23 protein-coding genes are annotated in these 22,072 nt (G+C 62.1%); 3 read left to right on the top strand and 20 right to left on the bottom strand.

Annotated features, from left to right (window positions below; translation table 11 throughout):
- The first annotated feature begins 260 nt into the window (after window positions 1-260).
- Together M1E16_RS18510 and recR are read left to right on the top strand one after the other, a co-directional pair.
- On the top strand, window positions 261-1,289 hold the full coding sequence (locus tag M1E16_RS18510; protein WP_458128091.1) for an NADP-dependent oxidoreductase: 1,029 nt from the start codon (window positions 261-263) through the stop codon (window positions 1,287-1,289).
- Window positions 1,290-1,355: 66 nt separating this feature from the next.
- The gene (recR, locus tag M1E16_RS18505; RefSeq protein WP_305499942.1) at window positions 1,356-1,958 is read left to right on the top strand and encodes a recombination mediator RecR; all 603 of its coding nucleotides are present in this window, start codon (window positions 1,356-1,358) and stop codon (window positions 1,956-1,958) included.
- Window positions 1,959-2,090: 132 nt separating this feature from the next.
- Here recR and M1E16_RS18500 read toward each other — a convergent pair whose 3' ends face one another.
- The 18 genes from M1E16_RS18500 to ccoN (M1E16_RS18415) form a co-directional block, all read right to left on the bottom strand.
- Window positions 2,091-2,639, bottom strand: coding sequence for an adenine phosphoribosyltransferase (locus tag M1E16_RS18500; RefSeq protein ID WP_305499944.1), 549 nt, complete (start codon window positions 2,637-2,639; stop codon window positions 2,091-2,093).
- Between the two features lie 76 nt (window positions 2,640-2,715).
- Window positions 2,716-3,450, bottom strand: a complete 735-nt coding sequence (gene fnr / locus M1E16_RS18495; protein ID WP_305499946.1) for a fumarate/nitrate reduction transcriptional regulator Fnr — start codon at window positions 3,448-3,450, stop codon at window positions 2,716-2,718.
- A gap of 94 nt (window positions 3,451-3,544) precedes the next feature.
- Entirely contained in the window at window positions 3,545-4,927 is a 1,383-nt protein-coding gene (gene hemN, locus M1E16_RS18490) for an oxygen-independent coproporphyrinogen III oxidase (protein ID WP_458128090.1), read from the bottom strand.
- 280 nt (window positions 4,928-5,207) lie between these two features.
- Window positions 5,208-5,891 (bottom strand): sulfite exporter TauE/SafE family protein, encoded by a 684-nt coding sequence (locus M1E16_RS18485; protein WP_434572982.1) that lies wholly within the window; start codon window positions 5,889-5,891, stop codon window positions 5,208-5,210.
- Window positions 5,884-6,102: a cbb3-type cytochrome oxidase assembly protein CcoS gene (gene ccoS, locus M1E16_RS18480; protein ID WP_434572984.1), complete on the bottom strand. Its 219-nt coding sequence runs from the start codon at window positions 6,100-6,102 to the stop codon at window positions 5,884-5,886. Before ccoS ends, M1E16_RS18485 begins: the two co-directional genes overlap by 8 nt.
- A gap of 24 nt (window positions 6,103-6,126) precedes the next feature.
- On the bottom strand, window positions 6,127-8,577 hold the full coding sequence (locus tag M1E16_RS18475; protein ID WP_458128089.1) for a heavy metal translocating P-type ATPase: 2,451 nt from the start codon (window positions 8,575-8,577) through the stop codon (window positions 6,127-6,129).
- 162 nt (window positions 8,578-8,739) lie between these two features.
- Window positions 8,740-9,279 (bottom strand): FixH family protein, encoded by a 540-nt coding sequence (locus M1E16_RS18470; protein ID WP_458128088.1) that lies wholly within the window; start codon window positions 9,277-9,279, stop codon window positions 8,740-8,742.
- An 11-nt stretch (window positions 9,280-9,290) separates the two neighbouring features.
- Entirely contained in the window at window positions 9,291-10,706 is a 1,416-nt protein-coding gene (ccoG, locus tag M1E16_RS18465) for a cytochrome c oxidase accessory protein CcoG (RefSeq protein WP_434601329.1), read from the bottom strand.
- Window positions 10,707-10,935: 229 nt separating this feature from the next.
- Complete coding sequence (locus M1E16_RS18460; RefSeq protein ID WP_458128087.1) at window positions 10,936-11,346, bottom strand: PIN domain-containing protein; 411 nt, start codon at window positions 11,344-11,346, stop codon at window positions 10,936-10,938.
- Window positions 11,347-11,616, bottom strand: a complete 270-nt coding sequence (locus tag M1E16_RS18455) for a type II toxin-antitoxin system Phd/YefM family antitoxin (RefSeq protein WP_458128086.1) — start codon at window positions 11,614-11,616, stop codon at window positions 11,347-11,349. It lies immediately after the preceding gene.
- Window positions 11,617-11,749: 133 nt separating this feature from the next.
- Complete coding sequence (ccoP, locus tag M1E16_RS18450; RefSeq protein WP_458128085.1) at window positions 11,750-12,733, bottom strand: cytochrome-c oxidase, cbb3-type subunit III; 984 nt, start codon at window positions 12,731-12,733, stop codon at window positions 11,750-11,752.
- Entirely contained in the window at window positions 12,730-12,915 is a 186-nt protein-coding gene (locus tag M1E16_RS18445) for a CcoQ/FixQ family Cbb3-type cytochrome c oxidase assembly chaperone (protein ID WP_003175465.1), read from the bottom strand. Before M1E16_RS18445 ends, ccoP (M1E16_RS18450) begins: the two co-directional genes overlap by 4 nt.
- A gap of 5 nt (window positions 12,916-12,920) precedes the next feature.
- Window positions 12,921-13,529: a cytochrome-c oxidase, cbb3-type subunit II gene (ccoO, locus tag M1E16_RS18440; protein ID WP_305499959.1), complete on the bottom strand. Its 609-nt coding sequence runs from the start codon at window positions 13,527-13,529 to the stop codon at window positions 12,921-12,923.
- The gene (gene ccoN / locus M1E16_RS18435; RefSeq protein WP_186636610.1) at window positions 13,529-14,971 is read right to left on the bottom strand and encodes a cytochrome-c oxidase, cbb3-type subunit I; all 1,443 of its coding nucleotides are present in this window, start codon (window positions 14,969-14,971) and stop codon (window positions 13,529-13,531) included. Before ccoN (M1E16_RS18435) ends, ccoO (M1E16_RS18440) begins: the two co-directional genes overlap by 1 nt.
- 481 nt (window positions 14,972-15,452) lie before the next feature.
- Window positions 15,453-16,406, bottom strand: coding sequence for a cytochrome-c oxidase, cbb3-type subunit III (gene ccoP / locus M1E16_RS18430; RefSeq protein WP_434698530.1), 954 nt, complete (start codon window positions 16,404-16,406; stop codon window positions 15,453-15,455).
- Complete coding sequence (locus M1E16_RS18425; protein WP_305499961.1) at window positions 16,403-16,603, bottom strand: cbb3-type cytochrome oxidase subunit 3; 201 nt, start codon at window positions 16,601-16,603, stop codon at window positions 16,403-16,405. The genes ccoP (M1E16_RS18430) and M1E16_RS18425 overlap by 4 nt, the downstream gene beginning before the upstream one ends.
- Before the next feature lie 5 nt (window positions 16,604-16,608).
- Window positions 16,609-17,217 (bottom strand): cytochrome-c oxidase, cbb3-type subunit II, encoded by a 609-nt coding sequence (gene ccoO / locus M1E16_RS18420; protein ID WP_458128084.1) that lies wholly within the window; start codon window positions 17,215-17,217, stop codon window positions 16,609-16,611.
- 10 nt (window positions 17,218-17,227) lie between these two features.
- Complete coding sequence (ccoN, locus tag M1E16_RS18415) at window positions 17,228-18,652, bottom strand: cytochrome-c oxidase, cbb3-type subunit I (protein ID WP_305499963.1); 1,425 nt, start codon at window positions 18,650-18,652, stop codon at window positions 17,228-17,230.
- Between the two features lie 94 nt (window positions 18,653-18,746).
- Between ccoN (M1E16_RS18415) and M1E16_RS18410 the strand changes: the two genes are divergently transcribed.
- The gene (locus tag M1E16_RS18410) at window positions 18,747-19,433 is read left to right on the top strand and encodes an alpha/beta family hydrolase (protein ID WP_458128083.1); all 687 of its coding nucleotides are present in this window, start codon (window positions 18,747-18,749) and stop codon (window positions 19,431-19,433) included.
- Between the two features lie 174 nt (window positions 19,434-19,607).
- On the opposite strand, the gene M1E16_RS18405 is transcribed toward M1E16_RS18410, so the two are convergent.
- Window positions 19,608-21,173 carry a methyl-accepting chemotaxis protein gene (locus tag M1E16_RS18405; RefSeq protein ID WP_434573002.1) on the bottom strand — a complete coding sequence of 522 codons (1,566 nt, stop codon included), beginning with the start codon at window positions 21,171-21,173 and terminating at the stop codon, window positions 19,608-19,610.
- Between the two features lie 76 nt (window positions 21,174-21,249).
- Window positions 21,250-22,038, bottom strand: a complete 789-nt coding sequence (locus tag M1E16_RS18400) for a CPBP family intramembrane glutamic endopeptidase (RefSeq protein ID WP_434698527.1) — start codon at window positions 22,036-22,038, stop codon at window positions 21,250-21,252.
- Between the last annotated feature and the right edge of the window lie 34 nt (window positions 22,039-22,072).

The following is a 22,072-nucleotide window of genomic DNA, read 5'->3' as shown; positions in this document are numbered from 1 at the left end:
CTCGGGATGGGCTACATACAATGCCAGGCATCGCGCCTGGCATTTTTGTTTGTGGCCCGGATGTTTTGCGTGAATACCAGGCCGCCTTCGCGAGCAGGCTCGCTCCCACATGGATAGGTGGTTGCGATCAAAAAAATGTGGGAGCGAGCCTGCTCGCGAAGGCCACACTGCGGACCAACTGGACAAACATCGAACGCCGCCCCCTCGGCAATGGTCTGCTCCCTATACGTGTCCACTCACCGAACAAGGAGACCGCCTCCATGTCACTGACTTCCAATCAGCGCATCGTCCTGGCCTCGCGCCCCCAAGGTGCGCCAACCCCGGAAAACTTTCGTCTTGAAGACGTGACGCTGCCGGACCTGGCGGACGGGCAGATCCTGCTAAAGACGCTGTACCTTTCGCTCGATCCCTACATGCGTGGCCGTATGAGTGACGCGCCTTCCTACGCAGCGCCAGTGCAAATCGACGAAGTGATGACCGGTGGCGCCGTCAGTCGTGTGGAGCGCTCGATGCACCCGAAATTCCAGGAAGGTGATCTGGTGGTCGGCGCTACGGGCTGGCAGAGCCACTGCATCAGCGATGGCCGCAACGTCATCCCCATCCCGTCCGGACTCCCCAGCCCCTCGATGGCGCTCGGCGTACTGGGCATGCCGGGCATGACCGCCTACATGGGACTGATGGACATCGGCCAACCCAAGGCAGGCGAGACCCTGGTGGTCGCGGCGGCATCGGGCGCCGTGGGCTCGGTGGTCGGCCAGGTGGCGAAGATCAAGGGGCTGCGGGTGGTGGGCGTGGCCGGTGGCAGTGAAAAATGCAAATACGTGGTCGACGAGTTGGGATTTGACGCCTGCATCGATCACAAGAGTGCGAATTTCGCCGACGAACTGGCCCGGGCCTGCGACCAGGGCATCGACATCTACTACGAAAACGTCGGTGGCAAGGTCTTCGACGCGGTGGTGCCGTTGCTCAACGCCAAGGCACGCATTCCTCTTTGCGGCTTGATCGCGTCCTACAACGAACATCAGCCGCCAAGCGGTCCGGATCGCTTGCCGCAACTGCAGCGCACGTTGCTGACCAAACGCGTGCGGATCCAGGGCTTCATCGTGTTCGACGACTACGGCGACCGCCAGCCGGAGTTCATCAGCGCGATGGCGCCGTGGGTGCGCGATGGCAAGGTCAAGTTCCGCGAAGATGTGGTGGATGGCCTGGAGAACGCGCCTCAGGCTTTCATCGGGCTGCTGGAAGGGCGCAACTTCGGCAAATTGGTGATACGCGTGTCGAAGGATTGAGTATTTGACGCTAAACGGAGGCGCGGGTATAAACCGCGTCTCGTTGTTATGTCGGACGTTTCCTCCATGAGCTTCAGCCCTTTGATCCGCCAACTGATCGATGCCCTGCGAACCTTGCCGGGTGTGGGTCAGAAAACTGCCCAGCGCATGGCGTTGCAATTGCTTGAGCGTGATCGCAGCGGCGGGTCGCGCCTGGCCCAGGCCTTGAGCCAGGCCATGGAAGGGGTAGGGCATTGCCGCTTATGCCGCACCCTCACCGAAGACGACCTCTGCCCGCAATGTGCCGACCCGCGCCGGGACGACAGCCTGCTCTGCGTGGTGGAGGGGCCGATGGATGTCTACGCGGTGGAGCAGACCGGTTTCCGTGGCCGCTACTTTGTACTCAAGGGCCACTTGTCGCCGCTTGACGGCCTGGGGCCGGAGGCCATCGGCATTCCACAACTGATGGCGCGCATCGAAGAGGCGGGCACGTTCACCGAAGTCATCCTCGCGACGAACCCGACGGTGGAAGGCGAAGCTACCGCCCATTACATCGCTCAGTTGCTGGGCAACAAGGGCCTGGTTGCCTCCCGCATCGCCCATGGCGTGCCATTGGGTGGCGAGCTGGAATTGGTGGACGGCGGGACGCTGGCGCATTCGTTTGCCGGGCGCAAGCCGATCGCCTTATAGCCGCAACACAAATCCCCTGTGGGAGCGAGCCTGCTCGCGAAAGCGGTGGATCAGTAGAAAAATCATGTACTGACACAGCGCCTTCGCGAGCAGGCTCGCTCCCACAAGGGATAGATGTTTTGTTGGCGGGGATTATTTTTCGCTAAGCGAAAACCGGGTCAGGCAGAACGTCGGTATTCCCATGTCCTCCAGCCGCCGAGAACCGAGCAATTCCGGCAAGTCGATGATCGCGGCCGCTTCATGGACCGTGGCGCCCATGCGGCGGATCAGGTTGGCGGCGGCAATCAGCGTGCCGCCAGTGGCGATCAGGTCGTCGAACATCACCACCGAATCGCCCTCGCACAGGCTGTCGGCGTGTACTTCCAGGAAAGCCTCGCCGTACTCGGTCTGGTAACCCTCGGCCAACACGTCGGCCGGCAATTTACCTTGCTTGCGGAACAGCACCAGCGGTTTGTTCAACTGATAGGCCAGGATCGAGCCGATCAGGAAGCCGCGCGCGTCCATCGCGCCGATGTGCGTGAAGCTGGCCTCGACGTAGCGATGGGCGAAGCTGTCCATGACCAGCCGCAGCGCGGTGGGGGACTGGAACAGTGGGGTGATGTCGCGAAAGATCACGCCTGGCTTGGGGAAGTCGATTACCGGGCGGATCAGGGATTTGATGTCGAAGGAGTCGAAGACCATCGTCGAGGTGTCCTGGCTGGCTGCAAACGCGGCAGTATAGCGCGGCGGCGGCAAAAGCCTCAGCCGCGCAGGCGCATCAGCCTTCGACCGAGCCGCCGGCCAGGGCGCAGAGCTGGATCGGGTCAAGGATATGGATTTCCTTGCCCTCGGCGGCGATCAGTTTGCTCTGCTGGAAACGGGTAAACACCCGGGACACGGTTTCCACCGCCAGGCCCAGGTAGTTGCCGATCTCGTTGCGCGACATGCTCAGGCGAAACTGATTGGCCGAAAAGCCACGGGCGCGGAAACGCGCCGAGAGGTTGACCAGGAAGGTCGCGATGCGCTCGTCGGCGGTTTTCTTCGAGAGCAGCAGCATCATCTGTTGGTCGTCGCGGATCTCCCGGCTCATCACGCGCATCAATTGACGGCGCAGTTGCGGCAGTTGCAAGGCCAGTTCGTCCAGGTGATCAAACGGAATTTCGCACACCGAGGTCGTCTCAAGCGCCTGGGCCGAGACCGGATGGGTCTCGGTGTCCATGCCCGACAGCCCGACCAGCTCGCTGGGCAAGTGGAAACCGGTGAGTTGTTCTTCGCCACCGTCGCTCAGGTTGAAGGTCTTCAAGGCGCCCGAGCGCACGGCGTAGACCGAATCGAAGGCATCGCCCTGGCGGAACAGGAACTCGCCTTTTTTCAACGGGCGGCCTCGTTTGACGATGTCGTCCAGCGCGTCCATGTCCTCCAGATTCAACGAAAGTGGCAGGCACAGAGGGGCCAGGCTGCAGTCCTTGCAATGGGCCTGGTTATGAGCGCGGGATTTGACTGGCTCGGACATTTCTTAAATCCTTGTGGGAAAACACACATAAGCCGTAAGGGTAACTCAGCACGCAAACACCGGCCAGTGTGGTATTGCCGTCAAATTGTCGCGCTCAGATGACGCGGGAGAAACGCTGCCGATTCTGCTGCTGCAGATACGCGTCGAATACCATGCAAACCGAACGCACCAACAGACGTCCGGCAGGGAGTACCTTGATGTGCGTAGCCGTCAGTTCAACCAGCCCGTCGTCGTCCATCGCCTGTAGTTGCGGCCATATAGAGCCGAAATACCCCCGGAAATCGATATTGAAGACTTGCTCGATCTCGGCGAATGCCAGGCTGAAATGGCAGATCAGTTGTTGGATCACCGCGCGTCGCAGCCTGTCGTCGGCATTGCACACAATGCCCCGGCTGGTTGCCAATTGCCCGTCGGCGAGGGTGTTCTGGTATTGGTTCAGGTCACTGCTGTTCTGGCAGTACAAATCGCCGATCTGGCTGATGGCCGAGACCCCGAGGCCGATCAGGTCGCAATGGCCGTGGGTGGTGTAGCCCTGGAAGTTGCGCTGCAAGGTCGCTTCCTCCTGGGCGATCGCCAGTTCGTCATCGGGCAGGGCAAAGTGGTCCATGCCGATGTAGCGATAACCGGCGACAGTCAGCTGTTCAATGGTGCCTTGCAGCATGGCCAGTTTCTGCACTGGATTCGGCAGGTCCTGGCTGTTGATGCGCCGCTGCGGCATGAAGCGCTCCGGCAGGTGGGCGTAATTGAACACCGAGAGGCGGTCCGGTTGCAGGCTGATCACTTCCTCGACGGTGCGGGCGAAGTTTTCCGGGGTCTGCTTGGGCAAGCCATAGATCAGGTCGATGTTGATCGAGCGAAACTGCAGGGTCCGGGCGGCTTCGACCACCGCACGGGTTTCATCCAGGCTCTGCAGGCGGTTGACGGCACGCTGCACGGTAGGGTCAAGGTCTTGCAGGCCGATGCTGACCCGGTTGAAACCCAATTCCCGCAGCAGACCCATGGTCGACCAATCCGCCTCTCGCGGGTCGATCTCGATGCCGTAGTCACCGCAGTCATCGTCCATCAGGTTGAAACTCTCACGCAGCCTGGCCATCAACTGGCGCAGCTCGTCGTGACTGAGGAAGGTTGGCGTGCCACCGCCCAGGTGCAACTGTTCCACGCGCTGGGCCGGGTCCAGGTGGCAGCCGATCAGCTGGATTTCCTGCTCCAGGCGTTGCAGGTAGGCATGGGCGCGGCCGCGGTCCTTGGTGATGACCTTGTTGCAGGCGCAGTAGTAGCAAATGTTCGCGCAAAACGGCACGTGCACATAAAGCGACAAAGGCCTGCGGGCCTTGCGGCTGTCGCGCAGGGCATGGAGCAGGTCGAACGTGCCCACCTGGCCGGCGAACTGGGCCGCGGTCGGGTACGAGGTATAGCGCGGTCCCGCCAGGTCGTAGCGGCGGATCAGGTCTGAGTCCCAACGAATGGCGTCGAGCATGCGGGCGTTCCCCGGTTAGGCTGGCATGCTTGAAGTCTATGAGGCGAAGGGAAGGGGCGTGTTGATTTGCGTCAACGGGGCATGGGGTAGTCAGTGATCATGCCAGCCCAGGCAACTCAAAACCCGTGGCGAGGGAGCTTGCTCCCGCTCGGCTGCGCAGCAGACGCAATGTCAACTAATGAGTCCTGCCTGGGATCGTTGGGGCCTGCTTTGCAGGCCAGCGGGAGCAAGCTCCCTCGCCACAGGGTTGCTGAGCATTCCCCATTGTCTGTGAGCTCGGTCAATGCCCCATGAGCCAATGCTGATGCGGCCCCGGCAATGTCCAGATGCCGAAGACAATCACCAGCAACCCCCCGGCCATGCGCACGCTGCGTTTGCGCAGCAGTGCCGTGACGCGCTCTGCCGCGAGGCCGGTGGCGAGCAGGACCGGCCAGGTGCCCAGGCCGAAGGCGAGCATCAGCAGTGCACTGTCCAGGGCGTTACCCTGGCTGGCGGACCACAGCAGGGTGCTGTAGACCAATCCGCAGGGCAGCCAGCCCCACAGTGCGCCGAGCAGCAGGGCCCGTGGCAGGCTCGACACCGGCAGCAGGCGGTTGGCGATGGGTTGGATACGCCGCCACAAACCACGGCCCAGGCTTTCGATACGGGTCAGGCCGCTCCACCAGCCTGCCAGGTAGAGTCCCATGACGATCATCAGTAAACCGGCCAGCACGCGCAGGATCATCGCCGCCGGGCTGTTCGCCACGGCCCAGCCGGCCAGGCCGATCAGCAGGCCGGCCGCGGCGTAGCTGACGATGCGTCCCAGGTTGTACGCGAGCAATAGTCGCAAGCGGCGGCTGCGTTGCTCCTTGGGAATCGCCAGGGTCAGGGCGCCCATTAGGCCACCGCACATGCCCAGGCAATGGCCGCCGCCGAGCAGGCCGAGGATGACGGCGGAAACCAGCATTGGCGCCAGGTCAAGCATGGGGCGGCGCCTTGTCGTCCGGTTTGTGGTCCGCGCTGCTGGCTTCCTCGACGGCCGCCTTGTGGTTCGGGTCCTGGTCGTCGAACAGGATGCTATGGGCCGGACCGTCGAGGTCATCGTATTGGCCGCTGTCCACGGCCCAGAAGAAAATGTAGACGGCGACGGCCACGATCAACAGTGCGGCCGGGATCATCACGTAGAGAGCTGGCATCTCGGAACTCCATGCCCGCGCGGCTCAGGCCGGCAGCGGACGGGTATCGGGCGTGGTTTCGCCAACCTGCGCTTGCGGTTGGCGGGTCAGCCGCAAGGCATTCAGCACCACGGTCAACGAACTGATGGACATGCCGATCGCGGCCCACACCGGCGTGATCCAGCCGAGGGCGGCGAACGGCAACATGAGGCCATTGTACAGCCCTGCCCAGAGCAGGTTCTCTATGATCACGCGGCGGGTACGCCGGGCCAGGCTGAATGCATGAATCAGGGCATCCAGGCGGTTGGACAGCAGCACTGCGTCGGCGCTGGTCTTGGCAAGGTCGGTGGCCGAACCCATGGCGACACTGATGTCCGCCGCCGCCAGCACCGGCACGTCATTCACGCCATCACCGAGCATCAGCACCTTGCGACCCTGCTGGTGCAACTGCTGGAGCACGGCCAGCTTGTCGTCCGGACGCAAGCCGCCGCGGGCCTCGTCGATGCCCAGCTCGGCGGCGACACTGGCCACCATCGGCGAGCTGTCGCCGGAGAGCAATAGCGTACGCCAGCCCCGCGCCTTGCAGGCGGCGAGCAGCGCCGGCGCATCAGCGCGCAGGCGGTCATCGAGGACGAACCAGGCCAGTGGCCCGATATCGTCGCCCAGCAACAGCCATTGTCCGGGTTCGTCCGGCATCGGCGGTACGGCCGAGCCGCTCAGTTCGCAGACAAAACCGGGCTGGCCGATGCGCAGGCGTTGTTCGGCGACCAGGCCTTCGAGTCCCAGCCCTGGGCTGCTTTGTACCTGCTCGGCGGCCAATGGTGCGCGACCAAAAGCTCTGGCGATGGGGTGTTCCGAACGGTTTTCCAAGGCCGCGGCCAAGCCCAGGCACTGATCACCGTCGAGGGCGGCCAATGGCCGGATGGCGCGTAACGCCAGGCGGCCTTCGGTGAGGGTGCCGGTCTTGTCGAAAATCACCGTGTCGATCTGGTTAAGGCCTTCCAGCACATGACCACGCGTCAGCAGCAGGCCGAGTTTGTGCAGGGTTCCGGTGGCAGCTGTCAGAGCGGTTGGTGTCGCCAGGGACAGCGCGCAAGGACAGGTCGCGACCAGCATCGCCAGGACGATCCAGAACGCACGTGAAGCATCCAGCTGCCACCACAACAGGCCGATGGCCGCCGCTGCGACCAGGGAGAACAGCAGGAACCATTGGGCGGCGCGGTCGGCGATTTCCGCCAGTCGTGGCTTTTCGGCCTGGGCCCGTTCCAGCAGGCGCACGATGGCCGATAACCGCGTGTCCTGTCCCAACGCCCGTACCTCGACCGTCAGGGCGCCTTCGACGTTGAGCGTGCCTGCCGTTACCGCGTCGCCTACCTGGCGCGGTTGCGGCAGGTATTCACCGGTCAGCAGCGATTCGTCGACGCTGGACTGGCCGTCGAGAATCGTGCCATCGGCGGGCAGGATCGCTCCGGGTTGGACCAGCACCCGGTCACCGGTGCGCAGTTCGCTGAGCAGGATGCGTTCGCTCTGGCCGCGCTCGTCCAGGCGCAGGCACGACGCTGGCAGCAGGTTGACCAGTTGGGCGGTGGCCGCAGCGGTGCGCTCCCGGGCCCGGCGTTCCAGGTAGCGGCCGGCGAGCAGGAACAGGGCCAACATGCCGACCGCATCGAAGTACAGCTCGCCCACCCCGGTGATGGAGGTCCAAATCCCGGCGATATAGGCGCTGCCGATGGCCAAGGACACCGAAACGTCCATGGTCAGGTGGCGGGTGCGCAAATCTCGCAGCGCACCTTTGAAAAACGGCGCGCAACTGTAGAACACGATAGGCGTGGTGAGAAACAGTGCGACCCAGCGCAGGATGGTGTGCATCTCCGGGCTCAGGTCGATGTTGAATTCGGGCCAGGTCGCCATCGTCGCCATCATCGCCTGGAACCACAGCAGCCCGGCCACGCCCAATTGACGCAGGGCCAGGCGGTTTTGCGCGGCGAGCTGCTCGCTGGCCTGATCGGCCTGGTACGGGTGGGCGGCATAGCCGATCTGGCGCAGTTCGGCGAGCAGCGTGCTCAGCGGCAGTTGCGCGTCGGCCCAGCGTAAGTGCAGGCGGTGGTTCGACAGGTTCAACCGCGCCTCGGCCACGGCCGGCAGGCTGCGCAATTGCTTTTCGATCAGCCAGCCGCAGGCGGCGCAACTGATGCCTTCCATCAGCAGAGTTGTTTCGGCCAGCTCGCCTTCATGGCGGACGAACGATTGCTGCACATCGGGGCGATCGTATAACGCCAGTTCGTCGGTCAATTGAACGGGCAGGGTTTGTGGGTTGGCCGACGCTTCGCTGCGGTGTTGGTAATAATGCTCAAGGCCGCCGGCGACGATCGCTTCGGCCACCGCCTGGCAACCGGGGCAACACAGCTCGCGGGTCTCACCGAGGACAACGGCGGTGAAGCGACTGCCGGGAGGTACGGGCAGGGCGCAGTGGTAGCAGGGCTGTGGAGTGGTCATGTTGTCGCGTGAAAACCTTTTTGGGGCGAGGGAGCTTGCTCCCGCTCGGCTGCGAAGCAGTCGCAGTCTGAGTACAACAATACGCCTGAGGAATGCTGGATTAAAAAACGGGGCCGCTTTGCGGCCCAGCGGGAGCAAGCTCCCTCGCCACACAACAGCGGTCTACTTTTTCAGGTCTTCAGCGCCTTGCAGCGGCTCGTCGCCAAGCTGGATGTCCTGGCCGTGGGTGATCTGTTCTTCTTCGAACAAGCGCCAGGTCCGATCGTGTTCCACACCCAGCAATTCGACAAAACGCCGACCTTCGATCTTGTCCGCCAGTTGGCCGACGTAGCGTCCTGGTTCGCTGTCGTTGCGGGTCAACACGATCTTGCGGTCTTTCTCCGGCTGCGTTGGGGAGATCAGGCTCAGCTCCACGGTCTGGGGCCGGCTGTTGCCGTTCAGGCGCAGGCTCACTTCACCGGTGAGGTCGTCCAGTTGCACGTTGGCATCTAGTTGCAGGGTCTGGGCCAGCAGTTCGCGTTCCAGCGAGCGATTGATGCCCTTGCCGGCTTCGTAATAGTTGTCATTGACCAGGTTGTCCGGGTTCTTCACCGCGATGGTCACCATGGTCAGGCTCAGCGTCACCGAGCAAGCGAGGATCCCGATGATGATCCACGGCCAGAGGTGCTTGTACCAAGGGCTGGTGGCGGTTGCTGCAGGCATGTGCATTTCTCTCAACGAGTCTGTGGGCCGATGAACCGGCTCTTGGCTTCAACATGGACGCTGTCGTCATCGGCATCCTTGAGGATGAAGGTCACCTCATTGGTGCTGGACGGCAATTGTTCGGGTGCGCTGGACAGCTCTACCGGCTGGCTGTAGATATCACCGGCCGCGACCTTGATCTCCCGTTTACCCTGTAGCTTCAGATCCGGCAAACCGGTGGCTTCCAGCACGTAGGTATGGTCACGCTGGTCCTTGTTCATTATCTTCAGGCTGTAGACGTTCTCGATCCGGCCTTCGGCGTTCTCGCGGTACAGCACGCGGTCCTTGCTGACGTCGAAACCCACCAGCGAGCGCATGAAGAACGCGGTCACCAACAGGCTGATCATTGCCAGCAGCACCAGGGCATAACCGATCAGGCGCGGGCGCAGTTTATGGGTTTTCTGCCCCGAGAGGTTGTGTTCCGTGGTGTAGCTGATCAGGCCGCGGGGATAATCCATCTTGTCCATGATGTTGTCGCAGGCATCAATGCAGGCTGCGCAGCCGATGCATTCGATCTGCAGGCCGTCGCGGATGTCGATGCCGGTAGGGCAGACCTGGACGCACATGGTGCAATCGATGCAGTCCCCCAGGCCCAGGGCCTTGTAGTCGATGCCTTTCTTGCGCGGGCCCCGGGCTTCGCCGCGACGCGGGTCGTAGGAGACGATCAGGGTGTCCTTGTCGAACATCACGCTCTGGAAGCGGGCGTACGGGCACATGTAGATGCACACTTGCTCACGCAGCCAGCCGGCGTTGCCATAGGTGGCGAGGGTAAAGAAACCGACCCAGAAATACGACCAGCCATCGGCCTGGCCGGTGAAGAACTCGAAGACCAGCTCACGGATCGGGGTGAAGTAGCCAACGAAGGTCATGCCGGTGACAAAACCGATCAGCAGCCACAGGCTGTGCTTGGCGAACTTGCGTAGGAATTTGTTGGCGCTCATGGGCGTTTTGTCGAGCTTGATGCGCTGGTTGCGGTCGCCTTCGGTGACCTTTTCGCACCACATGAAAATCCACGTCCATACGCTTTGTGGGCAGGTATAGCCGCACCAGACCCGACCGGCATAGACCGTAATGAAAAACAGGCCGAAGGCCGCGATGATCAGCAGCCCCGAGAGCAGGATGAAGTCCTGTGGCCAGAAGGTCGCGCCGAAAATAAAGAATTTGCGTTCCGGCAGGTTCCACCAGACGGCCTGATGACCGCCCCAGTTCAGCCAGACGGTACCGAAATACAGCAGGAACAGAACCGCGCCGCCGACCATGCGCAGGTTGCGAAACAGGCCAGTGAAGGCGCGGGTGTAGATTTTTTCCCGAGAGGCATAGAGGTCGACGCTTTTGTTGGCGTCCTTGGCAGGCGGGGTAACGTCATGTACCGGAATCTGGTTGCTCATCAATTGCATCCCACGGCAGTGGAAAAATGCCGAGGCCAGTACGTGCCGACCACGGTCAGAAAGGGTGTTGCAATGGCGCAATGATACGCCTGTCGCTCTGGCTCAAGCGTGCGACCTTTGGTCGCGTTGGGCGTCGGCGCCGAATGGTGTAGCGGATGTAACAACTCATGACCCAGATCAATTGACTATAGCCATGTCATGGTTTCCGGCGCACGCATCTGTTACCTGGCTAGCTAACCCATGGGTTGATCAGCGCCACGCCGCTGCTTCTGAAATCCGCCACGTTGCGGGTCACCACGGTCAGCCCATGGACCAGCGCCGTGGCGGCGATCAGCGCATCGCACTCATTGTTGCGGTCCGGGACATGCAGGCGGGCGCAGCGCAGGGCCACGGCGCGGTCGACCGCGAGGATCCTGCCGGCAAACGCGGGCATGACGTGGTTATCCAGCCATGCACGCAAACGGCTGCCTTGCGCCGGGTCCTTGCGCTCAAAGCGCAAGACCCCGGTTTCCAGTTCCAATATGGTGATGGCCGAAACATACAGGCTGGGAGCGGGGACACTGCGCGCCCAGGCTTGTACGTTTTTATCGGCCTGGGGCTTGCGCAGCTCCGAGATGACGTTGGTATCGAGTAGGAACATTCAGGACAGGTCCACCGAGCGGGGCGTGATGACGGCGCGCTCGGGATCGAAGTCGATATCCGGCGCATCGGGAATGACCAGCAACTCGACGATGCTGGTGCCAGCGCCGGTCAGTTTCTGGTACTCCTCAATGCTTAGCAGCACGTGGGCCGGCTTGCCACGGTCGGTGATAATGACCGGGCCTTCTCGGGTAGCTTTTTTGGCACCGCTTGTGTCGTGGTTGAACTCGCGACTGGAGATGGTGGTGATGGACACGGCGGCGTCCCCCATTGAGTGTGAATGTAGGCACGTTACTACCGGCGCCGGATGCAAGCAAGGGTGAACAGGTGCAGCATGTTTCCCAGTGGACAAAAAAGGCCCCGCCAATGTGATTGGCGGGGCCTTCGTGTATCAGCTGCTTGCCTTACTGAGCGTCAGCAGCCGGAGCCTTTTCGCCGTGGGACAGGCTGTAGACATAGGCAGCCAGCAGGTGGACCTTGTCGTTGCCCTGCAGATCGGCCTGGGCCGGCATCTGGCCTTGGCGACCGTAACGGATGGTCTGCTGCAACTGAGCGAAGCTCGAACCGTAGATGAAACCGGCCGGGTGCGTCAGGTCGGGTGCGCCCATGGCGGGCGTGCCTTTGCCGGCGGGGCCGTGGCAGGCCACGCAGTTGGCAGCGAACAGCTTCTGGCCGCTGGCCGGATCGGCCTTGGCGCCTTCCGGCAGTTTGCGGCTGTGCAGGCCGGTTACCAGATAGGCAGCCACGTCGGCGACGCCTTGTTCGCCAACCACGGCAGCCCAGCCCGGCATGACGGCATGACGACCGCCCATGATAGTGGTCTTGATGGTCTCCGGCTCGCCACCCCAGCGCCAGTCGGCGTCGGTCAGGTTAGGAAAGCCGTAGGCGCCCTTGGCATCGGAGCCGTGGCAGACCGAGCAGTTGGAGGCAAACAGGCGGCCACCCATCTTCAGGGCCTGCGGGTCCTTGGCGACTTCTTCAATCGGCATGGAGGCAAACTTGGCGAAGATCGGACCGAACCTGGCATCCGAGCGGGCCATCTCCTTTTCCCACTCGTGCACGCCGGTCCAGCCGGTCTGTCCATTGGCGAAAGATGTCTGCTTTTCAGTGTCCAGGTAGTTATAGCCTGGCAGCAGGCCTTTCCAGTTGCCCAGGCCAGGGTAGAGCACCAGGTAACCAAGGGCGAACACGATGGTGCCGATGAACAGCATGAACCACCATTTCGGCAGCGGGTTGTCGTACTCCTCGATCCCGTCGAAGGAGTGGCCAACCGTTTCCTCGGTGGCTTCGCTGCGCTGGCCCTTGCGGGTCGACAGCAGCAGCCAGGTCAGGGCGAAGATCGTTCCCAGGCTGAGGACTGTGACGTACAGACTCCAGAACGTAGTCATTCTTTGTTACTCCTAGAAGCTTGCTCGACGTGCTTGATGGCTTCGGGATCATCCGCGAACGGCAGCAAGGTCGCGTCTTCGAACTCCGACTTGCGCTTGGGGCTGAACACCCACAGGGCCAGGCCGATAAAGGCCACCATCACGACGACGGTGCCCAGGCCACGAATCATCCCGATATCCATCCAGATCACCGTTTGCTTTTGATGATGGTGCCCAGGCCTTGCAGATAGGCCACCAGCGCGTCCATTTCAGTCTTGCCTTTCACGGCATCCCTTGCTCCGGCGATGTCTTCGTCGGTGTAGGGCACGCCGAGCGCACGCAGGACTTCCATTTTCTTGGCGGTGTCTTTGCCGTCGAGCTTGTTTTCTACGAGGAACGGGTAGGCCGGCATCTTCGATTCAGGCACTACGTTGCGCGGGTTGTACAAGTGCGCACGCTGCCAGTCATCGGAGTAGCGACCACCGACGCGGGCCAGGTCCGGACCGGTGCGCTTGGAGCCCCACAGGAACGGGTGGTCCCAGACGCTTTCACCAGCAACGGAATAGTGACCGTAGCGTTCGGTTTCAGCACGGAACGGACGGATCATCTGCGAGTGGCAGCCGACACAACCGTTGGCGATGTAGACGTCGCGGCCTTCCAGTTCAAGGGCGGTGCGCGGCTTCATGCCTTCGACCGGCTTGTTGGTGACATCCTGGAAGAACAGCGGAACGATCTGGGTCAGGCCGCCAATGCTGACGGCGATGACCATGAAGAAGGCCAGCAGGCCGATATTCTTCTCTACTGCTTCGTGCTTCATCAGTGAGCTCCAACTACGGCGATCTTGGCGGCGGCTTCTGCTTCAACCGGGTCAGAGGCACGAACAGTGCGATACACGTTGTAGGCCATCAGCAGCATGCCGCTGGCGAAGAACGCGCCGCCCAGGGCACGGACGATGAAACCGGGGTGGCTGGCTTGCAGTGCTTCGACGAACGAATAGGTCAGGGTGCCGTCGTCGTTGATCGCGCGCCACATCAGGCCCTGGGTGATGCCGTTGACCCACATCGAGGCGATGTAGAGCACGGTACCGATGGTGGCGAGCCAGAAGTGCGCGTTGATCAGGCCGGTGCTGTGCATCTGCGCACGACCGAACAGTTTCGGGATCATGTGGTAGATGGCGCCGATGGAGATCATCGCGACCCAGCCGAGCGCACCGGCGTGTACGTGGCCAATGGTCCAGTCTGTGTAGTGGCTCAGGGAATTGACGGTCTTGATCGCCATCATCGGACCTTCGAAGGTCGACATGCCGTAGAACGCCAGGGACACCACCAGAAAGCGCAGGATCGGGTCGGTGCGCAGCTTATGCCAGGCGCCCGAGAGGGTCATCATGCCGTTGATCATGCCGCCCCAGCTTGGCGCCAGCAGGATGATCGACATTGCCATGCCCAGGGATTGCGCCCAGTCCGGCAGCGCGGTGTAGTGCAGGTGGTGCGGACCGGCCCAGATGTACAGGGTGATCAGCGCCCAGAAGTGCACGATGGACAGGCGGTAGGAATAGATCGGACGCTCGGCCTGTTTCGGCACGAAGTAGTACATCATCCCCAGGAAGCCGGTGGTCAGGAAGAAGCCCACGGCGTTGTGGCCGTACCACCACTGGATCATCGCGTCGGTCGCGCCCGAGTAGGCCGAGTAGGACTTGAAGAAGCTGACCGGCAACGACGCGTGGTTGACGATGTGCAGCATGGCGGTCACGACGATGAATGCACCGTAGAACCAGTTGCCGACGTAGATGTGCTTGGTCTTGCGCTTGACGATGGTGCCGAAGAACACCAGACCGTAGGTCACCCAGACAATGGCGAGCAGAATAGCCAGGGGCCATTCCAGTTCCGCGTATTCCTTGGTGGTGGTGAAACCCATTGGCAAGGTCACGATCGCGCCGACGATCACCGCTTGCCAACCCCAGAAGGTGAAGGCGGCGAGGCTGTCGGAAATCAGTCGCGTCTGGCAGGTTCGCTGCACGACGTAGTAGGAGGTGGCAAACAACGCACAACCACCGAAGGCGAAGATCACCAGGTTGGTGTGCAGCGGGCGCAGGCGTCCAAATGTCGTCCATGGCAGATCGAAGTTCAACTCCGGCCAGACCAGTTGCGAGGCGATGAAGACACCGAGCCCCATGCCAAGGATCCCCCAGACCACCGTCATGATGGCGAACTGGCGGACTACCTTATAGTTATAAGCAGTCGGACTGATTGCTGTGCTCATTCTAAGGTTCCACGGTTTGGGTATTTTATTAGGATAAAAATCGGCCGCAAGTATGGAGAAAGCGGGGGGTCATTGCAACGCGCCATGACCTGCGTCAATGCTTTCCAACGCTGATTCTGCGGCCTTTCCATGCGCCGCGTAGGGACAAAAATCGCCCCCGACAAATTGTCGCGTCAAATGTACGAGGCGAGGGGGGCGGGTCGGTTGTAACGGGGTGTGTTCAAACGCTGCGTTCGGGGGGTGCCCAGGTGTCCTCGCAACCGTCGGTATCTACCTGACTTCGCGGGGTTTTTGTCGAACGAGCGGCAAACACATCGGGTCGGCTCAACCAGGTCCCGGCAGTCGCCCACATGCTTTGGGGCAAGCTTAGACGCGATTGCAGCGAACCGAAAGGAAGACCTTGGAAGGGTGCGACAATGCGTCGCGCAATGACATGGATCAGCCGCATCCGGATGAATGCGACTGATCAAACGGACAGGATTTATTCGCCTTCGCGTTCAGCTTGCAGGCGCTCGGTACCGGCGCCGTGGGAAAGGCTGTAGACGTAGGCGGCGAGCAGTTGCACCTTGTCGTTGCCGAGCAGTTCATTCTGCGCCGGCATATGGCCCTGACGGCCATGGCGGATGGTCTGCTGCAACTGGGCCAGGCTGGTGCCGTAGATGAAACCGGCCGGTTGCGTCAGGTTCGGCGCGCCCATGGCTTCGGTGCCCTGGCCGTTGGCGCCGTGGCAAGCCACGCAAGTGGTGTTGAAGGCTTGCTGGCCGGCTTGCAGGTCGGCACCGCTGTCGGCCGGTAGAGGCAGGCCAGCCAGGTCGTGGCGCACATAGGCGGCGACGTTCCTGACCCCTGCATCTCCGAGTACTTCACCCCAGGCCGGCATCGCCGCCATGCGACCGCCCATGATGGTTGCCTTGATGGTCTCGGCAGTGCCGCCCCAGCGCCAGTTGCTGTCGGCCAGGTTCGGGAAGCCGAAGGCGCCCTTGGCGTCCGAGCCATGGCAGACCGAGCAGTTGGAGGCGAACAGGCGGCCCCCCATTTTCAACGCTTGCGGGTCCTTGGCGACCTCTTCCACCGGCATTGCGGCGAATTTGGCGAAGATCGGCCCGAACCTGGCGTCGGCCCTGGCCATTTCTCGTTCCCATTCGTGGGCGCCGGTCCAGCCATTTTCATAGCCGGGCAGGATACCTTTCCAGTTGCCCAGGCCGGGATACAGGATCAGGTAGCCGACGGAGAACACCAGGGTGCCGGCAAACAGCAGGAACCACCATTGCGGCAAGGGGTTGTCGTACTCCTCGATGCCGTCGAAGCTGTGGCCCATGGTCTGGTCGACGCTGCCCTTGGTCTCGCCCTTGCGGGTGCCGATAAGCAACCAGGTCAGGCCGATGAGGCTGCCGAGGGTCAGTACGCAGATCCACGTACTCCAGAAAGTGCTCATGACCGGGTACTCCTTGGTGCGGGGTCTTGGGGGGTAGCGTCAGCGGGCGGCTCGTCGGCGAACGGCAGCAGGCGCGCCTGGGCGAATTCCGGGCCGCGCTTGCTGCTGAATACCCAAAGGGTCAGGCCGATGAAGGCCACAAACACCACGACCGTGCCCAGGCCGCGAATCATTCCAGTGCTCATTTCAAGGAACATCGCGCTTACCTCTTGCTCTTGATGGCAGTGCCGAGCACTTGCAGGTAGGCCACCAGTGCGTCCATCTCGGTCTTGCCCTTGAGCGAGGCTGTCGCGCCTGCAATGTCGTCGTCGGTGTACGGCACACCGAGGGTGCGCATGGCGCGCAGCTTGCCTTCGGTGTGGCTGCTGTCGACCGCCTGGGTCACCAGCCATGGGTAGGCCGGCATTTTCGACTCGGGGACGACGTTGCGCGGGTTGTACAGGTGGGCGCGATGCCAGTCATCGGAGTAACGCGCGCCGACCCGGGCCAGGTCCGGTCCGGTGCGCTTGGAGCCCCACAGGAAGGGGTGGTCCCAGACGCTTTCGCCGGCGACGGAGTAGTGCCCGTAACGTTCGGTTTCGGCGCGGAACGGACGGATCATCTGCGAGTGGCAGCCGACGCAGCCTTCGCGGATATAGATATCGCGGCCTTCAAGCTGCAGGGCGGTGTAGGGCTTCATGCCGTCCACCGGTTTGTTGGTCACGTCCTGGAAGAACAGCGGCACGATCTGGGTCAGGCCGCCGACACTCACGGCCAGGACCATCAGCAGCATCAGCAGGCCGACGTTTTTTTCGATTGTTTCGTGTTTCATGGCGGACTCCTCAAGCCATCTGCGCGGCAGCGGCGGCTTCGGCAGGCTGGTAGGCCCGCACGGTGCGCCAGGTGTTGTAGGCCATCAGCAGCATGCCAGCGAGGAAGATCGCCCCACCCGCCAACCGCACGATGAAGCCGGGGTGGCTGGCCACCAGGGTTTCGACGAAGGAGTAGGTAAGCGTGCCGTCCTCGTTCACCGCACGCCACATCAGGCCCTGGGCGATGCCGTTGACCCACATCGAGGCGATGTACAGCACGGTACCGATGGTCGCGAGCCAGAAGTGCGCGTTGATCAGGCCGATGCTGTGCATCTGCGCCCGGCCGAAGACTTTCGGGATCATGTGGTACAGCGCACCGATGGAAATCATCGCCACCCAGCCGAGCGCGCCGGCATGAACGTGGCCGATGGTCCAGTCGGTGTAATGGGAGAGGGCGTTGACGGTCTTGATCGCCATCATCGGGCCTTCGAAGGTCGACATGCCGTAGAACGCGAGGGATACCACGAGAAAGCGCAGGATCGGGTCGCTGCGCAATTTATGCCAGGCCCCCGAGAGGGTCATCATGCCGTTGATCATGCCGCCCCAACTGGGCGCCAGCAGGATCAGTGACATCACCATGCCCAGCGACTGTGCCCAGTCCGGCAGCGCGGTGTAGTGCAGATGGTGCGGGCCGGCCCAGATGTACAGGGTGATCAGCGCCCAGAAGTGCACGATGGACAGGCGATAGGAATACACCGGGCGCTCGGCCTGTTTCGGCACGAAGTAATACATCATCCCGAGGAAACCGGCGGTGAGGAAAAAGCCCACGGCGTTGTGCCCGTACCACCATTGCACCATCGCGTCCGTGGCGCCGGCATACACCGAGTAGGATTTGGTGAGACTCACCGGCAGTTCCAGGTTGTTGACGATGTGCAGGAGCGCCACGGTCAGGATGAAACCGCCGAAAAACCAGTTGCCGACGTAGATGTGTTTGGTGTTGCGCTTGGCGACGGTGCCAAAGAACACGATGGCGTAGGCGACCCAGACAATGGTGATGAGAATGTCGATTGGCCACTCGAGCTCGGCATATTCCTTGGAACTGGTGTAGCCCAGTGGCAGGCTGATGGCCGCCAGCAGGATCACCAGTTGCCAGCCCCAGAAGCAGAACGCGGCGAGTTTCGGCGCAAACAGCTGGGTCTGGCAGGTGCGTTGCACCGAGTAGAACGAACTGGCGAACAGGGCGCAGCCGCCAAAGGCGAAAATCACCGCGTTGGTGTGCAGTGGGCGCAGGCGGCCGAAGCTGGTCCAGGGCAAATCGAAATTGAGCTGTGGCCAGACCAATTGGGCCGCGAGAAAAACCCCGAGGCCCATGCCGACGATGCCCCACACCACCGTCATAATGGCGAATTGGCGGACCACCTTGTAGTTGTAGGCGGTACTGATAGAAGTGTTCATGGTTCCCCATCCACGGTTCAGCCGAAGTGCGCCTGCGCAGGGCAGTGCAGCGATCTTCGCCTGGAGTTATAGGCAGACTGAAAGCGAGGCAAGCATGGACAAACAGCACAAGGCCAGTATTGACGGGGATCAATGGGCGCGATGCGTGACCGAGCGCGGCTGGTTGTGGACAGCGGCGAAACCAGGTGCGGGTGCCGAATCGCCGACGCTGATTTTGGCCCATGGTGCGGGTGCGCCGATGGACAGCGGCTTCATGAACGAAATGGCCGCGCGCCTTGCCGCACAAGGCATCAATGTGTTGCGCTTCGAGTTTCCCTACATGGCCCAACGGCGCCTGGACGGCGGCAAGCGCCCACCCAACCCGGCGCCTAAGCTGCTGGAATGCTGGCGTGAGGTCTACGCCACGGTGCGACCCTATGTCGCTGGGCGGCTGGCGATTGGCGGAAAATCCATGGGCGGGCGCATGGCAAGCCTAGTGGCCGATGAGCTGGGTGCCGATGCGCTGGTGTGCCTCGGGTATCCCTTCTATGCCGTGGGCAAACCGGAGAAACCGCGGGTCGAACATTTGGCGACGTTGAACACCCGGGCGTTGATTGTCCAGGGCGAGCGGGATGCGCTGGGTAATCGCGAGGCGGTCGAAGGTTATGCCTTGTCACCTGGCATCGAAGTGCTGTGGTTGGCGGCCGGGGATCATGACTTGAAGCCGCTGAAGGCTTCGGGATTCAGTCACGAGCAGCATCTGGAGGCGGCGGCGCGCAAGGTAGCCGAGTTTCTCCGGTAGGTTCTTGGCAGCCTGTCCCGGCCTCATCGCGAGCAAGCTCGCTCCCACATTGGAACCCGGTTGAATGAACCACGGGGAACCCCTGTGGGAGCGAGCTTGCTCGCGATAGTGGCCTGCCAGACGACAAAAAACCCGGAAGCTTTCGCTGTCCGGGTTTTCAGTTTGCCACTGAAATCAGCGGTTGAACCGCTCCACCAACGAATACTGGGTATTGGCCGTTCGAGTCAGTTCTTCGCTGAGCAGCGCCGAGCTGTGGGCCTGTCCCGAGGTCTGGTCGGCCAGTTCCGAGATGTTGCTGATGTTGCGGCTGATCTCCTCAGCCACCGAGCTCTGCTCCTCGGTGGCAGCCGCGATCTGGGTGGTCATGTCGGTGATGTGGGCCACGGCTTCGCTGATCCCGACGAGCGCCTGGTCCGCTTCCATGACCCGCGCCACGCCTTCTTCGGCCTGGCGATGGCCAGCGTCCATGGTCTGTACGGCGTTGTTGGCGGTCTGTTGAAGCTTGGCGATCAGGGCATGGATCTGCCCGGTGGATTCGCTGGTACGCTGGGCCAGTTGCCGCACTTCGTCGGCCACTACGGCAAAGCCGCGACCCATTTCACCGGCGCGGGCCGCTTCAATGGCGGCGTTGAGCGCCAGCAGGTTGGTCTGGTCGGCAATGCCCTTGATCACGTCGACCACACCACCGATTTCGTCGCTGTCCTTGGCCAGCTGGGTCACGGTCTGCCCGGTCTCGCCCACTACCACCGACAGGCGTTCGATGGCTTCACGGGTTTCTCCGGCAATGTCACGACCGCGACTGGTCAGGCGATTGGCCTCCTGGGTGGCATCGGCGGTGCGCTGCACGTGGCTGGCGACTTCCTGGGTGGTCGCGGCCATCTGGTTGACAGCGGTGGCCACCTGTTCGGTTTCCACCCGCTGGCGCTCAAGGCCTGTGGAACTGTCGTGGGCCAGGGAATTGGATTGCCGCGCTTGCGCGTTGAGATGTTCGGCGGTGTCCTGCAGGCGGGTCAGGCAGGTCTTCAGGCGCGCTTCCTGGCTGAGAATCGACATCTCCAGGCGTGCCTGGACACCGCGGCTGTCGGTGTACATCCGCGCGATCAACGGGTCGGAAGTGGTCTGTTCGGCCAGGCGCAGCAGGCGCTTGATCCCGCGTTGCTGCCATTGCAGGCCCATCAACCCCAACGGCACCGACAGCAGCGCAGCCAGGGCGAAGCCCCAGGAAGAGTTGAGGAACGCGCCAACGACGAAGCTCAACTGGCTGACCAGGATGAATGGCAGCCAGTCCTGCAGGATCGGCAGCCATTTGTCGCTGCCGGGTACCGCGGCCTTGCCCTGGTTGATGCGTTGATAGAGCGCTTCGGCTCGGGAGATCTGCTCGGCGCTGGGTTTGACCCGTACCGATTCATAGCCGACCACCTGATTGCCTTCGAATACAGGCGTGACGTAGGCGTTGACCCAGTAATGGTCACCGTTCTGGCAGCGGTTCTTGACGATGCCCATCCATGGCAAGCCTTGTTTCAGCGTGTCCCACATGTGGGCAAACACGGCCGACGGAACGTCGGGATGGCGTACCAGGTTGTGCGGTGCATGGATCAGCTCTTCCTTCGAGAACCCGCTGATTTCAACGAACGCGTCGTTGCAGTAGGTGATCACACCCTTGGTATTGGTGGTGGAAATCAATCTTTGCTGGGCCGGGAAGGTCCTTTCGCGCTGTGTAATAGGTTGGTTGTTACGCATGGTGGTGTAGTCCGCAAGGCTTTGAAAGGTTGTCGGCACCGTCAGCTTTTTGTTGAAAAAATTCTGCCCGGCGGCGTCACGCCAGCATCGGGTAAGTAAACAGGGCGAAATGCAGCAGATTGAGGCCGAAATGTGTGGCAATCGCCGCGCCCAGGCCGCCAAACCGATAGGCGAGGCCATAACCGATCCCGGCCAGCCCCGACAGCAATACCCACTGCCAGCCGGCACCGGCATGCACCAGGCCGAACAGCAGCGAGGCCAGCAGCAATGCGAGGTTGTCGCCATGGCGCAGATGTTTGAAGCGTCGGCTCAGGCCGCCCTGGATGTAGCCACGAAACAGTGCTTCCTCGACCAAGGTCACCAACAAAAGATTGTTGAGCACCCAGATCCAGGCCTGGTCCGGCCATTTCGGTGCCCAATGGATCATGCCCAGCAACATCGCCCCGCCCAAGGCCATTATCGCGCTTAGCGCAAGCCCCAGGGCCGTGCCGTAGACAGCGCCACGAAACGAGCGGCGGCCAACGATCCAGGGGCATGCCAGCAACAGCCAGAAACCGATCAGGGGCTTGTCCTGGTTCAGATACATCGCAAACCGCACGGCGTCATCGCTGAAGCGTTGCGCCGCGATCGCCCGGCTGTTGAAGAAACCCGGCATCCAATGCAATGCCAACGCGACCGCCAGGACGATGAACAGGCAATGCCCGAGAAACTGCCCGACCGGCGTCTGCCGCTGGCGAACCGCGTACCCGGCGAACAGCAGTAGCGCGACCGAGATGATGGCAGTCCAGGCCAGATGGCCGTACGCGAGGGCCAGGCCATAACCGATCGAGAGAAGGGCCAGGTACGGCCAGGGTAGGGAGAGCATGTGGAGTCCTTTGGGGCGGAAACATTCGAGGCTG

It is taken from the genome of Pseudomonas sp. Z2-11 (assembly GCF_054161305.1).
Note: the sequence above shows the minus strand (reverse complement) of the source record. Positions and strands in the feature narration are given on the sequence as shown.

Bases quoted from the DNA above. Each gene is read 5' to 3' on its own strand.
- M1E16_RS18510 (WP_458128091.1), top strand. From the start codon at position 261: ATGTCACTGACTTCCAATCAGCGCATCGTCCTGGCCTCGCGCCCCCAA.
- recR (WP_305499942.1), top strand. From the start codon at position 1,356: ATGAGCTTCAGCCCTTTGATCCGCCAACTGATCGATGCCCTGCGAACC.
- M1E16_RS18500 (WP_305499944.1), bottom strand. From the start codon at position 2,639: ATGGTCTTCGACTCCTTCGACATCAAATCCCTGATCCGCCCGGTAATC.
- fnr (WP_305499946.1), bottom strand. From the start codon at position 3,450: ATGTCCGAGCCAGTCAAATCCCGCGCTCATAACCAGGCCCATTGCAAG.
- hemN (WP_458128090.1), bottom strand. From the start codon at position 4,927: ATGCTCGACGCCATTCGTTGGGACTCAGACCTGATCCGCCGCTACGAC.
- M1E16_RS18485 (WP_434572982.1), bottom strand. From the start codon at position 5,891: ATGCTTGACCTGGCGCCAATGCTGGTTTCCGCCGTCATCCTCGGCCTG.
- ccoS (WP_434572984.1), bottom strand. From the start codon at position 6,102: ATGCCAGCTCTCTACGTGATGATCCCGGCCGCACTGTTGATCGTGGCC.
- M1E16_RS18475 (WP_458128089.1), bottom strand. From the start codon at position 8,577: ATGACCACTCCACAGCCCTGCTACCACTGCGCCCTGCCCGTACCTCCC.
- M1E16_RS18470 (WP_458128088.1), bottom strand. From the start codon at position 9,279: ATGCCTGCAGCAACCGCCACCAGCCCTTGGTACAAGCACCTCTGGCCG.
- ccoG (WP_434601329.1), bottom strand. From the start codon at position 10,706: ATGAGCAACCAGATTCCGGTACATGACGTTACCCCGCCTGCCAAGGAC.
- M1E16_RS18460 (WP_458128087.1), bottom strand. From the start codon at position 11,346: ATGTTCCTACTCGATACCAACGTCATCTCGGAGCTGCGCAAGCCCCAG.
- M1E16_RS18455 (WP_458128086.1), bottom strand. From the start codon at position 11,616: ATGGGGGACGCCGCCGTGTCCATCACCACCATCTCCAGTCGCGAGTTC.
- ccoP (WP_458128085.1), bottom strand. From the start codon at position 12,733: ATGACTACGTTCTGGAGTCTGTACGTCACAGTCCTCAGCCTGGGAACG.
- M1E16_RS18445 (WP_003175465.1), bottom strand. From the start codon at position 12,915: ATGGATATCGGGATGATTCGTGGCCTGGGCACCGTCGTCGTGATGGTG.
- ccoO (WP_305499959.1), bottom strand. From the start codon at position 13,529: ATGAAGCACGAAGCAGTAGAGAAGAATATCGGCCTGCTGGCCTTCTTC.
- ccoN (WP_186636610.1), bottom strand. From the start codon at position 14,971: ATGAGCACAGCAATCAGTCCGACTGCTTATAACTATAAGGTAGTCCGC.
- ccoP (WP_434698530.1), bottom strand. From the start codon at position 16,406: ATGAGCACTTTCTGGAGTACGTGGATCTGCGTACTGACCCTCGGCAGC.
- M1E16_RS18425 (WP_305499961.1), bottom strand. From the start codon at position 16,603: ATGTTCCTTGAAATGAGCACTGGAATGATTCGCGGCCTGGGCACGGTC.
- ccoO (WP_458128084.1), bottom strand. From the start codon at position 17,217: ATGAAACACGAAACAATCGAAAAAAACGTCGGCCTGCTGATGCTGCTG.
- ccoN (WP_305499963.1), bottom strand. From the start codon at position 18,652: ATGAACACTTCTATCAGTACCGCCTACAACTACAAGGTGGTCCGCCAA.
- M1E16_RS18410 (WP_458128083.1), top strand. From the start codon at position 18,747: ATGGACAAACAGCACAAGGCCAGTATTGACGGGGATCAATGGGCGCGA.
- M1E16_RS18405 (WP_434573002.1), bottom strand. From the start codon at position 21,173: ATGCGTAACAACCAACCTATTACACAGCGCGAAAGGACCTTCCCGGCC.
- M1E16_RS18400 (WP_434698527.1), bottom strand. From the start codon at position 22,038: ATGCTCTCCCTACCCTGGCCGTACCTGGCCCTTCTCTCGATCGGTTAT.